Source organism: Bacillus safensis FO-36b, assembly GCF_000691165.1.
Taxonomy (GTDB): Bacteria; Bacillota; Bacilli; order Bacillales; family Bacillaceae; genus Bacillus; species Bacillus safensis.
Map to the genome: position 1 here is coordinate 1 of NZ_ASJD01000003.1, position 15134 is coordinate 15134.

The 15134-nt window shown below is 41.1% G+C and carries 18 protein-coding genes; 9 read left to right on the forward strand and 9 right to left on the reverse strand.

Annotated elements, in window-relative coordinates:
- On the forward strand, positions 1–95 hold a 95-nt coding region (locus tag BA81_RS19185; protein WP_282707039.1), incomplete at its 5' end, for a flagellin.
- A gap of 34 nt (positions 96–129) precedes the next feature.
- Here BA81_RS19185 and BA81_RS07860 read toward each other — a convergent pair.
- Complete coding sequence (locus BA81_RS07860; protein ID WP_051627335.1) at positions 130–1602, reverse strand: NAD(P)/FAD-dependent oxidoreductase; 1473 nt, start codon at positions 1600–1602, stop codon at positions 130–132.
- Positions 1603–1819: 217 nt separating this feature from the next.
- On the opposite strand from BA81_RS07860, the gene BA81_RS07865 reads away from it, so the two are divergent.
- Positions 1820–2644 carry a methyl-accepting chemotaxis protein gene (locus BA81_RS07865; RefSeq protein ID WP_034281469.1) on the forward strand — a complete coding sequence of 275 codons (825 nt, stop codon included), beginning with the start codon at positions 1820–1822 and terminating at the stop codon, positions 2642–2644.
- 36 nt (positions 2645–2680) lie between these two features.
- On the opposite strand, the gene BA81_RS07870 is transcribed toward BA81_RS07865, so the two are convergent.
- Positions 2681–3052: a DUF5412 domain-containing protein gene (locus tag BA81_RS07870; RefSeq protein WP_024426772.1), complete on the reverse strand. Its 372-nt coding sequence runs from the start codon at positions 3050–3052 to the stop codon at positions 2681–2683.
- 242 nt (positions 3053–3294) lie between these two features.
- Between BA81_RS07870 and BA81_RS07875 the strand changes: the two genes are divergently transcribed.
- Entirely contained in the window at positions 3295–3918 is a 624-nt protein-coding gene (locus BA81_RS07875) for a poly-gamma-glutamate hydrolase family protein (RefSeq protein ID WP_024424964.1), read from the forward strand.
- A 26-nt stretch (positions 3919–3944) separates the two neighbouring features.
- On the opposite strand, the gene BA81_RS07880 is transcribed toward BA81_RS07875, so the two are convergent.
- A complete protein-coding gene (locus tag BA81_RS07880; RefSeq protein ID WP_024424963.1) occupies positions 3945–4493 on the reverse strand; it encodes an ImmA/IrrE family metallo-endopeptidase in 549 nt (182 codons plus the stop codon).
- Between the two features lie 309 nt (positions 4494–4802).
- Between BA81_RS07880 and BA81_RS07885 the strand changes: the two genes are divergently transcribed.
- Complete coding sequence (locus tag BA81_RS07885) at positions 4803–5702, forward strand: N-acetylmuramoyl-L-alanine amidase (RefSeq protein WP_034281470.1); 900 nt, start codon at positions 4803–4805, stop codon at positions 5700–5702.
- On the opposite strand, the gene BA81_RS19840 is transcribed toward BA81_RS07885, so the two are convergent.
- The 6 genes from BA81_RS19840 to BA81_RS07910 form a co-directional block, all read right to left on the reverse strand.
- Positions 5691–5822 carry a type II toxin-antitoxin system SpoIISB family antitoxin gene (locus BA81_RS19840; protein WP_120207232.1) on the reverse strand — a complete coding sequence of 44 codons (132 nt, stop codon included), beginning with the start codon at positions 5820–5822 and terminating at the stop codon, positions 5691–5693. The two genes, BA81_RS07885 and BA81_RS19840, sit on opposite strands and share 12 nt — an antisense overlap.
- A gap of 98 nt (positions 5823–5920) precedes the next feature.
- A complete protein-coding gene (locus tag BA81_RS07890; protein ID WP_024424961.1) occupies positions 5921–6091 on the reverse strand; it encodes a type II toxin-antitoxin system SpoIISB family antitoxin in 171 nt (56 codons plus the stop codon).
- Positions 6066–6836: a type II toxin-antitoxin system SpoIISA family toxin gene (locus BA81_RS07895; protein ID WP_034281471.1), complete on the reverse strand. Its 771-nt coding sequence runs from the start codon at positions 6834–6836 to the stop codon at positions 6066–6068. Before BA81_RS07895 ends, BA81_RS07890 begins: the two co-directional genes overlap by 26 nt.
- Positions 6837–6981: 145 nt before the next feature.
- Positions 6982–7980 carry an inorganic phosphate transporter gene (locus BA81_RS07900; RefSeq protein WP_017359158.1) on the reverse strand — a complete coding sequence of 333 codons (999 nt, stop codon included), beginning with the start codon at positions 7978–7980 and terminating at the stop codon, positions 6982–6984.
- A gap of 15 nt (positions 7981–7995) precedes the next feature.
- Positions 7996–8613: a DUF47 domain-containing protein gene (locus tag BA81_RS07905; protein ID WP_024426775.1), complete on the reverse strand. Its 618-nt coding sequence runs from the start codon at positions 8611–8613 to the stop codon at positions 7996–7998.
- A gap of 206 nt (positions 8614–8819) precedes the next feature.
- Positions 8820–9278: an ASCH domain-containing protein gene (locus tag BA81_RS07910; RefSeq protein WP_024424958.1), complete on the reverse strand. Its 459-nt coding sequence runs from the start codon at positions 9276–9278 to the stop codon at positions 8820–8822.
- Positions 9279–9505: 227 nt separating this feature from the next.
- Here BA81_RS07910 and ggt point away from each other — a divergent pair, with 227 nt between their 5' ends.
- From ggt to BA81_RS07935, 5 genes are all read left to right on the forward strand, one after another.
- On the forward strand, positions 9506–11257 hold the full coding sequence (gene ggt / locus BA81_RS07915) for a gamma-glutamyltransferase (protein ID WP_034281472.1): 1752 nt from the start codon (positions 9506–9508) through the stop codon (positions 11255–11257).
- A 260-nt stretch (positions 11258–11517) separates the two neighbouring features.
- A complete protein-coding gene (locus BA81_RS07920) occupies positions 11518–12555 on the forward strand; it encodes a sulfate ABC transporter substrate-binding protein (RefSeq protein ID WP_034281473.1) in 1038 nt (345 codons plus the stop codon).
- Positions 12556–12566: 11 nt separating this feature from the next.
- Positions 12567–13412: a sulfate ABC transporter permease subunit CysT gene (gene cysT / locus BA81_RS07925; RefSeq protein ID WP_034281474.1), complete on the forward strand. Its 846-nt coding sequence runs from the start codon at positions 12567–12569 to the stop codon at positions 13410–13412.
- A gap of 5 nt (positions 13413–13417) precedes the next feature.
- A complete protein-coding gene (cysW, locus tag BA81_RS07930) occupies positions 13418–14287 on the forward strand; it encodes a sulfate ABC transporter permease subunit CysW (protein ID WP_034281475.1) in 870 nt (289 codons plus the stop codon).
- Positions 14288–14302: 15 nt separating this feature from the next.
- Entirely contained in the window at positions 14303–15034 is a 732-nt protein-coding gene (locus BA81_RS07935; RefSeq protein ID WP_051627336.1) for a sulfate/molybdate ABC transporter ATP-binding protein, read from the forward strand.
- Positions 15035–15134 lie beyond the last annotated feature (100 nt).

Consider the following 15134-nt stretch of genomic DNA (forward strand, 5'->3'; position numbering starts at 1 on the left):
AGTTCACAAAGAACAACATTCTTTCTCAAGCATCTCAAGCAATGTTAGCGCAAGCAAACCAGCAGCCACAAAACGTACTTCAATTATTACGTTAATGAAAAAGCCCCTTTGAGAGGGGCTTTTTTTATTTCATTCAAATGACAGCAAGTGCTTTAGACGAAAGTCAGGAACCGCTTCATGGAAAAAAGCTCGGTTGCCTTCATCGTTCTTTTGATCCCATTGCTTCCACCATTCACCGGTTTCTCCTGAGGTGTCAGCTTGAATCATGTCGTTCAGCTGTTCTAAGTTGATGATTTCTCTCGGTTCTGTTAAGAAAGAATGCATCCGGTGATACGCTTCAAGTCGTTTGGGCTGTTTTGTCACAATGGCGAATTGTACGTAGCGATTTAAAAATTCCTGTACGAACGTCAAGTGGGGGATGGTTGCTTCTCCTTTTAACTCGACACCGTCCCACGCCATATCAGCAATCGCACAAAGCCACCAGCCAAGTTCACTCGCTTGCTGCATTTGTTGTAATGTGTCCTTTTCAAAAGACAGCCGCTCATTTTTTTGTGCTAGTTTGAGCATACGGTCAAGTGTTTCTGCTTCGAGGGCTGCCTTTGTCATGCCCTGTCCATGAATGGGATCTAACGTACACAAGGCATCGCCCATCACCAATAATCCACTTGGCCAATCCTGCATGTGTTCATAGTGATGTCTCACGCAAGAAGGAACTCTAAATCCTTTTGGTTTTGTAAAGGGCGTTAAATGGGTGATGGCTTCTGCTATCGCGGGGTGGGTCAGTGCAGCGGTTTCTGAATCAAATTGATCAGCATCCGTTGTTGGATAATGTGAACCGCCAGCTGCAGAAAGAAGAACAGCCACTAAATCATGATCTACCCGTTCAAACAGTCCTGTTGGGATTTGCTTGTCTGGCTGGCCAACTACGACCATTGATTGCAGGGGTGGGGCCCCTGATGGTATGTGATAATATCTTGTGCTGTAGCCTAGAAACACATGTAACTCATCAGTCTTTGGTAAGGTCCATCCAGCGTCTTTCAGCCATTTTGGCAATTTGGACATTCTTCCAGACGTATCGATCACTAAGTCTGCTTTCATTTTATGAATGCTTCCAGGTTTTACTTGCCGGTCTTTCACAATGAGCCCCATGACCTGATTTGTTCCCTCTTTAAACTGAAGAGAGATGGCTTCATGTTTTTCTAAAAACTGCACACGTTCCTCTTTTACTATTCTTTGCATCAGCACCCACTCTAGCATTGCACGTCTTGTGACGGCGGTTTCTTCTCTATCAGTGAGCGTTAATTCGCCATCTTTTGTGATAAATCGAGAGGTTTGATGCATGGTATTAAATCCGCCCATTGCCAGTAACTCTTTTGTATAACCAGGGAATAGACGTTCAACGATTTGCTTGCCAAGTGGCAGCATTCTATGTGGATGAAAGGCTTGAGGAGTGCCGAGACGATTCTCAGGAGCGTCTGGCAGTTCATCCTTTTCAATCATCAAAACTTGATGATAAAACGTTGATAAAACTTTTGCAGCGAGCATCCCGGTGATACCTCCGCCAATGACGATTGCCCGCTCATATTTCATGGGTTGTGTCACAACATGCGCCTCCAATGAATATACAAAATGGTTACATGACCATTTCATCATATGTCGATTCATTAATTATAGCAAATTTACGTTTGAATATAGAAAGGAAAAGTACTTCTTTTTACTCGTAAATAAGAAGAATTTCTTCTAATCATTATCATTATTTTAAAAAGTAACTATTAATTTAAGAAGAACGACCGATAAACTATATAAGGGGGTAGAGAAATTGGATATACTACAGAGTATTGTGACAGCAGCACCTTATATGATGCAGATTTTAAAAAACGAAGTGACGATGGGTGTCATTGATCGAGAGAAATTCTTGCTGTATTTGCCATCGAAAGATGTTGATTTTCAAATTCGAGCTGGAGAACTTATTAAGCCAGATGATTTAAATATGAAAAAAGCGCTCAGAGGTGAGACATCAAGTATGTTTGTGCCTGAATCGGTTTACGGAATACCGTTAAATGCAATGGGTCTGCCAATTTTTGATGAAAATCAACAAGTTATCGGCGCACTCGCTTTAGGTTTTCCACTTAAAAATCAATTAGAGCTTGAAGCATATATGGAGTCATTAAATGACATCATTCAAAGTATTCAAGAAAAGGTGCATGTGGTGGCGGCACATTCAGAAGAGCTTTCTGCGACAAGTGAGGAAATGACCTTACAAACGCAGCAAACACTTGAAAGCTCGAAAAAAACATCTGATATTACAAAAATGATTAAGGGCATTTCGAAACAAACAAGTTTGCTGGGATTGAATGCGTCAATCGAAGCAGCCAGGGCAGGAAAAGAGGGGGCTGGATTTAGTGTTGTAGCCAGTGAGGTTCAAAAGCTTTCAAGTGAAACTTCACGTGCAACAGAAAATATTGAAAGTTCACTGCAAGGGATTTCCTCTAATATACATACATTACTTGAGAGTATGGACCATATGAAAGGTTCATCATCAGAGCAGGCTTTACTTGTGACAGAGTTTAGTGAAATTGTGGAACGGCTGACGAGCGTAAGTAAAGAAATGAAAGAATTCATGCAGCATGTGATGTCAACGTAAAAAACGAATCCAAGAGGGATTCGTTTTTTTTGATCGCTATTTTCTTTTGTTCCGGTCAAAGCGATAATCGTATGTTTCTCCCTTTACCACATTTAAAAATTCATGCCCAATTTGAACAAGCTGTCCATTTTTCCATTTGATGAGAGGGTCTTTATCAGGGTATTTCCAGTAAATCGTTTTCTTTCGGTGGGTGAGTTTGTTTTCAATTTCTGCTCTAACTGCGTTCTCCTTTAGTTTCCCTCCGCTATGTCGATAGGTGTTGATGATATATGTTCCGTCAGGTGATGTCATCGAGCGGATAAAGGTTCCGTGAGATACGCCTTGAAGAGAAAAGCATTTCCAGTAAATGATGCCAGCGAAGCTAAGGATTAAGATGACAAAGGTGATGGTGGTTTTCTTTTTTAACATGAATTCCTCCAGATGTAGATCACAATATTTCTAATTTATGAGAGAGAATACAAAAAGATTCATATAGTCCAAAAGTTCTATTCATTTCAATTATCGGTCATTTTTTCTCAAAATTCAACAGATAGCCGAAAAGATAAGGAAAATTTAAGGATGTATTAAGTCGATAGGTCATGCGAAATCCCTTTACAAAAGAATTTAAGATCAGTAGACTTATGCTCATATAGAGAAATGGGGAAGATGGAATGACGCAAATCATTGATACATATCAAAGTTATGAAGAGCTTTCCGCTCATGAAAGAGAGGGAATCGACTATCAAATTCTTCACGAGCGGAAAGGAGACCAGCTTTTGGTTTTGTCCCCTCATGCTGGGGGAATTGAATCCGGCGTGAGTGAGCTCATTCATGAAATCGCAAGTGATGATTCTATGTATTTATTTGAAGGCCTTAAAGTGAAAGGCAATCATGTGCTTCACATTACAAGCACACGTTTCAATGAGCCGGTCTGCCTTTCTCTAGTGCATGCCCATCATTACACGTTTGCGCTCCATGGCTACGGGGAAACGGAGGTGCTTCAAACATTAGTGGGCGGGACAGACAGAGAAAAAGCGGCAGAAACAGTGAAACGTTTAACGCTTAATGGATTCCCCGCAGTGCTGCTATCTGAATCTGATCGCTATTCTGGAACACATCCTCACAATATTAATAATCAATGTCTGACTGGAAAAAGTGTACAACTTGAAATCAGTCAGGCGCAAAGAAGAGCATTCTTTCAAGACTTTAGACGGCGCTATCGCCGTGAAACGCAAAATGAGCAATTTTATCGGTACACAAATGTACTCAAGCAAGTATTAAATCTTTATGGATAAACCCTGTCGCCCTATGCAGAAGAGGCTTACGTTTGATAAACAGCTTCTTTTTCCGCGACCTTCTCGGCTTTCATTAAATAAGATGTAAACTCTTGTTGGAAGCGAATGCCTGCTTTCCGCTGTTCGAACAAGGCCAGCCGCTTTTCAGCGAAAGCCCAGGTGACATGAAATGTTTGCGCAATGTGCAAAATGGCTTGCTGCCGAAGGTTTGGAAGCTTCATTTGCATCAGCATAAAGGTCGGCACACAAAAGTGATACATGAATTGTTTAGCCTGAAACTCTTGCAGTTCTCGAAAGAGTTTGTGCATCTTGAAATGATTGCCTGCATGCTTCAGCACATGACAAAGCTCGTGGGCAAAATCCTGCCATTGTTCCTCTGACGATAGAGATCTGTTTAATATAATACTGTAAAGACCTTGATGTTTGATCATCATGCTGCCAGTATCCTCATAGTGGACCCATACATGAAATTCAGAAGCGATCCTTTGCATGTCTCTATAAGCAGGACCGCTTATTTGTAATTTGGCATATAACCGCTTAATCTCTTCTTCTAAATGGGTTAAAAAACCAGTCATTTAAAAACCTCCATGCAAACGTATGTTCTGTTTTTGGCGTAAAAGAAAAGTCCATATAGGACTAAATAGCTAATGAAGCTATTACTTACTTTTAATATCGGCTTATTTTTAACAATTTTAACATAAAATCAAGGAAAAATGGAATTAATTCCTGTTTTTTTCTTCATTTTTGCGTTTTCATTACTAAAAAGAGTGGATTGAATTCAAATTTTACCATAGTCTTATCACTAAAACAAACCCAAGTTGTCTTACGAACGCCACCAATTGATGAGAAAGATCAATTCAATTTAGCAAAAGGGAGTGCAGAACATGGTAGAAATTTATCAAGATTTTATTCCAGTTGGAAACGGGAACCGCCCAGGATACGCCATGACACCGATGTATGTGACGGTGCATAACACAGCAAACACGTCAAAGGGAGCGGATGCGAAAAGTCATGCGGCATATGTGAAACGCCCAACGACAGCGGAAAGCTGGCACTTTACAGTGGATGATCATGAAATCTTTCAGCATCTGCCGTTAAATGAAAATGGCTGGCATGCAGGGGACGGACATGGAAATGGGAACAGAAAGTCGATCGGCATTGAAATTTGTGAAAATGAAGATGGAAATTTCCAGCAAGCGGTCAAACATGCGCAATGGCTCATCCAAAAGCTGCTGAAAGAGCATAATATTCCACTAGCGAATGTGGTCACACATCAGCACTGGTCTGGAAAAGCATGTCCGCGCCTGCTTCTCGCTACATGGGATGAATTTAAAAAAGGAATTGAAACGGCAGGAGACCCTGAGACGGTCATCACGTATGTCGTCAAAAGCGGGGATACGTTAACGAGTATTGCCAAAGCTCATGACGTCACAGTTCAAGATCTTCAGAAGTGGAATAACATTAGCGACCCGAATAAGATTCAAATTGGACAGGTTCTCAAAATTTATCGAAATGATGGAAAAATGATGTATGAGCTGCCAGATGGGATTTTAAAGGTGACTTCGCCTCTAACGAAGGGAGAGCACGTACGCCTCGTCCAAAAAGCGCTTGCTGCTGTTTATTTTTATCCTGATAAATCGGCTGCAGATAAAGGCATCGATGGTGTTTACGGAGAAAAAACGGCGAATGCCGTAGCGCGCTTTCAGCTGGTGAACGGTTTGACAAGTGATGGAATATACGGTCCTAAAACGAAGGAGAAGCTGCTTAAACTGTTAAATCAGTGAGTGTTTCTGTTTGTATGATTGGATGGCTGTTTCACTCTTTTCAATTAAACGCTTAGTATATGGGGACGGCTGATATTCGGCAAACTGAACATATCTCAGTTGTTTGATTTTCTTTTTCATTTTGGCACCTCAATCGTTGCAGCGTATAGTGTATTGTATGCAAGTCTATGTGAAAATGGAAGCAGGACGCGGATTTCGTTCCGCGTCCTTTAGTGTAATCAAGCCTTTTTATTTTTATACTCATCCAGAAGCTGTTCATTCTTTTTAAAAATTCGCTCAGTATGGGGGCTTACCTTATAATCGGCCATACTGATATGGCGTTTTTTCTTTAAAATCTTAAAAGGGTTTTTCTTAGGATTGTTGTTATCCCCTTGAAGTGCGTGGTCCATCTTCATCACCTTCCTCTTCGTCAGGCAAGATTAGGTCATAAATTGTTGTAAGTGATGTCATTAATAAATAGTCGAACTCCGTGACAATCTCATCGGAGGTGAGCTTAATGACAAAATGAGCATCTGCTACAGAAAATGGGATGAGCACCAAATGACCGAAATCATCGTAATATACTTCCTGCCTGTCAAGCTTCGCCTGAATAAGAGCCCGCTGGTCAAGTGTCCGAAGCAGGTCGTCTTTTTGTTCCTGCATATCGTATGGACAAAGCACCGCTTGAATATTCATCTTGTCGGCAAAAGAATAAATCAGCCGCTCAATTCCCTCTATATATGCCTCTACACTTCCATAATATACATGGATCGGTTCATTTTTCAATAGGTATTGGTACGTTTTTAGTTTATTGAGGTAAGAATGAAGCAGATCGTTATTTTGTTCAAGGAGTTGATGGGTGTCGGTTTCCAGCTCATGATTTCCGAGTTTTTTAATATAGGAGCTAAGAAAGATGAAAGTATCAGTTAATGCGAAAAATACGGCAATGATCAAGTAGTGCATCCAATCAGTGAAGATAGAAGAGGGGTCATTTGTCCAGTACACAACAGCACCCGCTACATAAATCCAATACCACGTTTTACGAATGGCAAACATCTTTTCTTTTACTTTTTGTTCAAAGCGCCAAACCGCAAATACATACACAGCAAGAGCACCTAGCAATAACCATACAGTCAATTGAAAAAATAATAGCATGTTCTTCTCTCCCATAGACAGATGAATACTTGTTTATTTCTATGGATATGATTGGAAACCCTGCTTCATGAAAAAATGTCCTGTAGAAGGACGGTTTTAAGTGTGCGGGCAAATAAAAAAAGACCTGTCAGACAGGTCTTTGATATTAGAGAATCGCATTTAACACAAAGTATATAAGAGCTCCTAGAGTTCCTGAAATCGGTAATGTAATCACCCAAGTGACAAGCATACGTTTTGCTGTACCCCAGTTAACCCCTTTGACTCTGTGTGCAGAACCTACACCTAGAATAGAAGATGAGATAACGTGAGTCGTACTAACAGGTAAGTGAATAAACGTCGCACCGAAGATAATAGCTGCACCCGTTAAGTCTGCAGATACTCCGTTTACTGGACGAATTTTCATAATTTTACCGCCGACTGTTTTGATAATCTTCCAGCCGCCGATAGAAGTACCGAGTCCCATTGCAAGCGCACAAGAGAATTGTACCCAGAAAGGAATGTCGTCTGTTGTATGCAAATTACCTGCAATTAAAGCCATCGTAATAATTCCCATCGCTTTTTGCGCATCGTTTGTCCCATGGGTATACGATTGCAGTGCAGCCGTTAAAATTTGAACACGTCGGAATTGTTTATTTGTTTTTGCGAGATTGTTGTTTCTAAATATAATTTTGATAATGGTATACACGATATATCCCAATACGAAAGCTAGGATAGGTGAAAGCAAAAGTGCTTGAATGATTTTAATGAATCCCGAATAGTTTAAAGCGCCAAAACCGGCAGAAGCAATAACCGCACCTGCAATTGATCCGATTAATGCATGTGAAGAACTACTCGGAATCCCGTAATACCAAGTAAGCAAGTTCCATGTGATGGCGGCAATTAAAGCAGCCAAGATCACAACAGAGCCGTTTTGAAGCGTAAATGGATCTGCGATATCTTTTGTAATGGATTTTGCCACACCTGTAAATGTCATTGCTCCTAAGAAGTTCATGAACGCTGCCATGATGATCGCATGTCTAGGCTTTAATGCCTTCGTTGAAACTGAAGTCGCAATGGCATTTGCTGTATCGTGGAACCCGTTAATGAAATCAAAAGCAAGTGCACAAATGACAATAAGTATGGTAAGGATGAGTAATGTGTCCATGTTTAACTAACCCCGTTACGCATTCTTCATAATGATTGTTTCTAGATTGTTGGCAACACTTTGACAGGAATCAGCGATTTCTTCAAGTGTTTCGTAAATTTCTTTGTATTGAATCACTTTAATTGGATCTGTTTCTTTTCCAAACAAGTTCTTTAATGATTTACGATGAAGATTGTCACAATTATGTTCAATCTCTTTGATCTTGATTGCGTGCGGATGAATATCTTTCAAGCGATTTTCAGCTAGTAGATCAATTGTGATTAAAATTTCTTTGGCACACTCTCTGATGTAGTGGCTGAATTTGTCGATATGTTCGTCAGAGCTTGTAATTGAGTAAATTTCTAATGTTGCGGAAAAATGCTCAATTCCATCTAAAACATCATCGAGGCTATTCGTCAATTGAAGAATGTCTTCACGTTCAATCGGTGTAATAAAGGCTTTGTTCAGCTCTTTAATCATGGTATGAACATGATTATCACCTTTTGTCTCATATTCCTTCAATGTGTCAGAAAATTCTTTCAGAGTGGTTTGATTTGTTACTTTATAGCTAACAAAATACTCAGCAGTTTCATCTAAATTTTTAGCAATTTCCGTTAACAAGACGGAAAACTTGTCTTTTTTCCTTTTTAACATGTAAAAACCCTCCATTGTATAAATGAGACAATGCACACATCAAATAATTATATATTCTTTTGTCGAAAAAAAACAGGTGTAGTCGAAAATTTCTTCACTTTTTCTATTTGATCTTATTCTGACCTAAAGATGTGATCTCAACACACCTTTTTCTAAAAGGGGAAAAGCCACGAAAAAAGCGGGCCATATTTGGCGCCGCTTAAAGGCTAAGAAGCTGAATGAATCAGCTTAAACCGTTCACAAACAAGAAGCATATCCTCTTTGAATTCTAAACCGTATGATTGGAGTGCTTCTGTGAAAAATTCTTTATGTTCTCTGTACCAATAGTCATAAGATAAGTCGCCTTCACCCTCTGCTTGTGCAAATGATACGGGGACTTCATTCATTGGCATGACATCTACATGTGTAATTTCAATGATGGCTTTTGGCTCTTCTTGGCTGTCCAAAATGACCGCATATTGTCCGGGTTGTGGAAGCGGCTCCTGTTCCTTTTCATAAAAAAGGTGTCCAGAACAAGTGGCTGTTTTTTTTCCTTGCTTTACAAGATCAAGCAAATGATCAGGATCTGAGCCGAATGCCCACGCCGAAACAAACGCGTCAGCAGGTGCTTTTTCTGATTTCTCTTTCCAATAGTCTTCCCAAAATAATCTGCATTTGTTGTTCAATGCTTTTCCCCCTCTTTGTTGTGTTTATTATACCTTGAAGCTGAATCGTTGGAAATGATGTGTCTTTATTCCTAATGAGTGAGTGCGTCATATGTTTTGAAAAACAATGTTTGATTTGGGAAATGTAGGATGATAGGATGAAAATTTTTGAAATTTTAGAATAATCTATTGTATTCTGGTCAAGAAGTCGGTAAGGTCAAAGTAAGAATATGGAAGGGGTGTTGTTCATGAAACGCATTTCTCTAACTGTTTTGTCCATATGTCTGTTTGTTTTCTCGTTTTTTCTGCCTGTCAGCCAAGTCAATGCGAACGAATCTCATGGGAGTAAAGTAGCTGTTGGTAAAGATGGCATGGTGGCTACTGCTCACCCGCTGGCATCAGAAGTAGGTGCTGATGTATTGAAGAAAGGTGGAAACGCAGTGGATGCTGCTGTTGCCATCCAGTACGCACTGAATGTGACAGAGCCAATGATGTCTGGAATTGGCGGCGGTGGTTTTATGATGGTTTATGATGGAAAGACAAAAGAAACATCCATCATCAATAGTAGAGAACGAGCACCACAGGGCGCAACACCTGACATGTTTTTAACGGATGAGGGAAAAGTCATCCCATTTGCTGAGCGGTCCACACACGGTAATGCGGTTGGTGTCCCAGGGACAGTAAAAGGTCTCGAGGCAGCATTAGATAAGTGGGGAACCCGTTCGATGAAGGAATTGATTGAGCCTTCCATTCAGCTTGCAGAGGATGGATTTGAAATCGATTCTGTTCTGGCAAAAGCCATTGAAGATCATCAAGAAAAGCTGAAAAAAACGGCCGCAGCGCCAATCTTTCTTCCAGATGATCAGCCGCTCAAAGAAGGCGATCTGCTTGTACAGCCAGGTCTTGCGAAAACATTTAAGCTGATTGCAAAAAAAGGAAGCAAAGCATTTTATGAAGGAAAAGTAGCAAAAGCACTTGCAAAGACAGTCCAAGATTTTGGCGGAACGATGACAACTGATGACCTTGGTCGTTATGAGGTCAAGACTGACAAGCCTATCTGGGGGGACTATAAAGGATACCAGCTTGCAAGTATGCCTCCACCAAGCTCAGGCGGTGTGTTTATGCTGCAAATACTCAAAATACTAGATCACTTCAATCTATCACAATATGACCCCAAATCATTCGAAAAATATCAGCTGCTAGCTGAAACAATGCATCTCTCCTATGCTGACCGTGCTGCATATGCAGGCGACCCCGAATTCGTAGATGTTCCACTAAAAGGACTACTAGACGATGATTACATTTCAAAAAGAGCTTCTCTCATTCAATTAGATCAAATGAACAAAAACCCGAAAGAAGGAGATCCATGGGCGTATGAGGATGAAAAAAATCCATCCCCAATTGTCCCGCAGCCAGAAGATAAAACCATTGGCGAGACCACTCATTTTACTGTTGCCGATCAGTGGGGAAATGTCGTGTCATTCACAACAACCATTGAACAGTTATTTGGTACAGGAATTCTTGTTCCGGAATATGGCTTTTTCTTAAATAACGAACTAACAGATTTTGACGCAAGACCAGGCGGAGCAAATGAAGTCCAGCCAAACAAACGTCCATTATCCAGTATGACCCCGACCATCATATTCAAAGATAACGAGCCGGTCATGACTGTGGGCTCACCTGGAGGAACGACCATTATTGCTTCTGTTTCACAAACGATCCTAAACTTGCTTGAATACGACATGGAGCTGCAAGATGCGGTAGAAGAGCCGCGGATTTATACAAACAGTCCAACTTCTTACCGTTACGAAGTAGGTGTTCCCCTTGATGTGAGAACGAAGCTAAATGACATGGGTCACCGTTTTGGCAGTTCACCTATTGATATAGGAAATGTGCAAGCCTTACTCATTGATCGGAAAGCAGGGACATTTACAGGAGTAGCTGACTCCTCAAGAAATGGAACCGCTGTTGGTGTCAATTTAAAGCTATCTGCCGATTAAGACCATTTCCCGGGAAAAGAAGCGCCTCTTCAAGATGGCGTTTCTTTTTTTGTTTAAATGAAAAAACATAGTTGACACCTGTGAATAGTTTGAATAATATATAGACTAACATCAATCATACATAGCTGATCGGACAACCGAAGGCTCTTGGCAATTTGAAGTACAGAACTGTGATGTATTTCAGGTGGCTAAGGGTCTTTTTTGCGTGTGAAACGGCAAGGTTGGTGTCACTATTATTTGATAACGGGGAGCGGGATAACATGAAAAAGTGGAAATGGGTCTCTATCGTGACCATCATATTAGTCTTGGCTGTGACGAGTACTGCATGCTCAAACGCAAACGAAGCTTCAAAGCAAAAGGGAAAGGTTGAGCTGTTAAATGTTTCGTATGATCCTACACGTGAATTGTATCAGGAATACAATCAAGCCTTTCAGACGTATTGGAAAGACAAAACTGGTGAGGATGTCACGATCAAGCAGTCTCACGGTGGATCAGGAAAGCAGGGAAGATCGATTATTGATGGACTCGAGGCAGATGTGGCAACACTGGCTTTAGGGTATGACATTGATGCGATTGCAGATCGCGGACTGCTTTCAAAAGATTGGCAAAAAGAATTTCCAAATCAGTCCACACCGTATACATCGACCATTGTGTTTCTTGTGAAGAAAGGGAATCCCAAAAACATTAAAGATTGGGACGATTTGATTCGGCCAGGTGTGTCCATCATTACGCCAAATCCGAAAACGTCCGGCGGTGCGAGATGGAATTACTTAGCTGCATGGGCCTACGCCGATAAAACATTTCATGGGAATGAAGAAAAAACAAAGGATTTTGTCAAAAAGCTATATGAACATGTCGAAGTCCTTGATTCAGGTGCACGGGGAGCCACAACGACCTTTGTTGAACGCGGACTTGGGGATGTGTTAATTGCATGGGAAAATGAAGCCTATTTAACGCAGCAAGAACTAGGCAAAGACAAATTTGAGATTGTCACCCCATCAATTAGTATTCTAGCGGAGCCGCCTGTTGCGGTTGTTGATCAAAATGTGAAACGTAAAGGAACAGAGAAAGTGGCGAAGGCTTATTTAGATTATTTATATTCTAAAAAAGGGCAGGAAATTGCGGCGAAAAACTATTATCGCCCTAGAAATCAAGAAGTCCTAAACAAATATAAAGACCAGTTTAAAAAGATTGATATGGTGACGATTGATCAAGCGTTTGGCGGGTGGAGAAAAGCGCAGAAAAGATTTTTTGATGATGGCGGCTTATTTGATCAAATATACAGCGGACAAAAATAGGGGGCGATGTGATGAAGAAAACACATGCAGCCGCCAATAAAAGAAAACGTATATTGCCTGGATTTGGTCTGAGCCTTGGGGTGACGCTCGTTTATGTGAGTGCGATTGTCGTCATTCCTTTATCCATGGTATTTATTTGGACGGCTTCATTAGGAGCAGAGGGGATTTGGAAGGTATTTACCGATGCAAGAGTATTGAAGTCGCTTCAGCTGACCGTGACGACTTCCTTTGCAGCTGCTCTCATCAATGCAGGGTTTGGTGTACTGATTGCCTGGGTTCTCGCCAGGTACACATTTCCTGGAAAGAAAATCTTAGATGCTCTCATTGATTTGCCTTTTGCTCTCCCAACCGCTGTTGCGGGTATTGCCCTCACCACCCTTTATTCTCCTAATGGATGGATTGGTCAATTTCTGCATATAAAGGTGGCGTACACACCGATTGGGATTATTTTGGCACTGATTTTTATTGGCATTCCATTCGTTATCCGAACCGTTCAGCCTGTGATAGAGGGGCTGCAGCAGGAAGTGGAAGAGGCTGCGGCGATTCTTGGTGCGACAAGGAGACAGACCTTTTTTCACATACTGCTGCCGGCCTTGTTTCCTGCGGTGATGACTGGATTTTCACTTGCGTTTGCAAGAGCGCTAGGTGAATATGGCTCTGTTGTGTTTATTGCTGGAAATATTCCGTTTAAAACAGAAATTACACCGCTGATGATCATGTCCAAGCTTGAACAATATGATTATCATGGTGCAGCAGCAATTGCATGCTTGATGCTGCTTCTTTCATTTTTCATTCTGTTATTGATTCACGGCATTCAGTGGTATGTTGAGCGGAAAAAACAAGTATACGTGAGGTGAAACCATTGGAGAGAAAGTTTAGTCATCAGCACCATGTTCGGTATAAAAGTCCTGTAACCGAATCTAAAGCAGTGAAAATCCTATTGATTACGGTCGTGTATGCTTTTTTGATTTTATTTTTACTTATACCGCTGATCGCCGTTTTTTCAAAGGCATTTGAGAAAGGGTGGAGTTCATACCTTCTGGCCATCTCACATCCAGATACACTAGCGGCGATCAAATTGACCGTTTTCATTGTCGTCGTCACCTTGCCGCTTCAAATGATCTTTGGGGTGAGTGCTGCATGGCTTATCACAAAATTTAACTTCCGCGGAAAACGTTTGTTAACGACTGTGATTGACCTCCCGTTTGCCGTTTCGCCTGTGATTGCTGGACTTGTATTTGTGCTTTTATTTGGTTCAAACGGGCTTTTAGGACCTTGGCTTATGGCGAATGGATGGAAAGTCATTTATTCTGTACCAGGCATGATCCTAGCCACCATATTCGTTACATTTCCGTTTATTGCTAGAGAATTAATCCCGTTTATGCAGCATGAAGGCATTCATGAGGAGGAAGCATCGCTCACACTTGGTGCAAACGGATGGAAGACTTTTTTCTTTGTGACACTGCCGAATATCAAATGGGCTCTTTTTTACGGTGTCATTTTAGCCGGGGCAAGAGCGATTGGTGAATTTGGTGCCGTGTCGGTTGTATCAGGTCATATTCGAGGCATAACCAATACGATGCCGCTTCATATCGAAATTTTATACAATGAGTACCAATTTCAAGCCGCTTTTGCTGTGGCGTCTCTCATGGCGTTTGTGGCAGTCATTACTTTAATCATTAAGCAAATCATTCAGCAGAGGGATCACCGGCTTGGCAAGCGGTCAACATAAATGGAGGGATCGGCCTTGGGGATTACAGCAAAACAAATATCAAAACAATTTGGCCAGACAAAGGTTTTGCAAAACGTGGATTTATCGATAAGAAATGGTGAATTGATCTCTTTATTAGGACCGTCTGGCTCTGGGAAGACGACGTTATTAAGAATCATTGCAGGTCTTGATTACGCCAATAACGGGCAGATTTTATTCGGAGATCAGGATTACACACACATTCCAGTACGAAAACGGCAGATCGGTTTTGTGTTTCAGCAATATGCGCTTTTTCGAAATATGACGGTTTTTGATAATGTGGCATATGGACTGAAAATTAAACCTAGAGGAGAAAGACTGCCTAAAAAAGACATCAAAGAGCGGGTACATGAGCTTTTAGAGGTTGTTCAGCTTACGAAGTTTGAGCAGCGGTATCCAGAGCAGCTGTCAGGCGGGCAAAAGCAGCGTGTAGCACTGGCGCGCGCACTTGCCGTTCAGCCGAAGGCACTCCTCTTAGATGAACCCTTTGGCGCACTTGATACAAAGGTGAGGAAAGAATTAAGGCATTGGCTGAAAAAAGTTCATCGTGACTTTCAAATGACCACCATTTTTGTGACACATGATCAAGAAGAAGCATTTGATATTGCTGATCGTGTTGTGGTGATGAATGAAGGAAGAATCGAAAAAATTGGCACAAAGGAAGAAATGGCAGTGCAGACAGACAATCTATTTGTATCTGAATTTTTAGATATAGGAAGCCACATTTAACAAGCAGTATAGAAGATTAGAAGGAAGAGACGCGGTGATGACTGCGTCTTTTTTTATTTAAATTTCCCTAGGGACATTGACTTATAATTTTGAATATTAT

Coding starts and splice junctions, on each gene's coding strand:
- BA81_RS07920 (WP_034281473.1), top strand. CDS start 11,518: ATGAAAAAGTGGAAATGGGTCTCTATCGTGACCATCATATTAGTCTTG.
- BA81_RS07895 (WP_034281471.1), bottom strand. CDS start 6,836: ATGCTATTATTTTTTCAATTGACTGTATGGTTATTGCTAGGTGCTCTT.
- BA81_RS07885 (WP_034281470.1), top strand. CDS start 4,803: ATGGTAGAAATTTATCAAGATTTTATTCCAGTTGGAAACGGGAACCGC.
- BA81_RS07875 (WP_024424964.1), top strand. CDS start 3,295: ATGACGCAAATCATTGATACATATCAAAGTTATGAAGAGCTTTCCGCT.
- cysT (WP_034281474.1), top strand. CDS start 12,567: ATGAAGAAAACACATGCAGCCGCCAATAAAAGAAAACGTATATTGCCT.
- BA81_RS07905 (WP_024426775.1), bottom strand. CDS start 8,613: ATGTTAAAAAGGAAAAAAGACAAGTTTTCCGTCTTGTTAACGGAAATT.
- BA81_RS07900 (WP_017359158.1), bottom strand. CDS start 7,980: ATGGACACATTACTCATCCTTACCATACTTATTGTCATTTGTGCACTT.
- BA81_RS07870 (WP_024426772.1), bottom strand. CDS start 3,052: ATGTTAAAAAAGAAAACCACCATCACCTTTGTCATCTTAATCCTTAGC.
- ggt (WP_034281472.1), top strand. CDS start 9,506: ATGAAACGCATTTCTCTAACTGTTTTGTCCATATGTCTGTTTGTTTTC.
- BA81_RS07890 (WP_024424961.1), bottom strand. CDS start 6,091: ATGGACCACGCACTTCAAGGGGATAACAACAATCCTAAGAAAAACCCT.
- BA81_RS07880 (WP_024424963.1), bottom strand. CDS start 4,493: ATGACTGGTTTTTTAACCCATTTAGAAGAAGAGATTAAGCGGTTATAT.
- BA81_RS19840 (WP_120207232.1), bottom strand. CDS start 5,822: ATGAAAAAGAAAATCAAACAACTGAGATATGTTCAGTTTGCCGAATAT.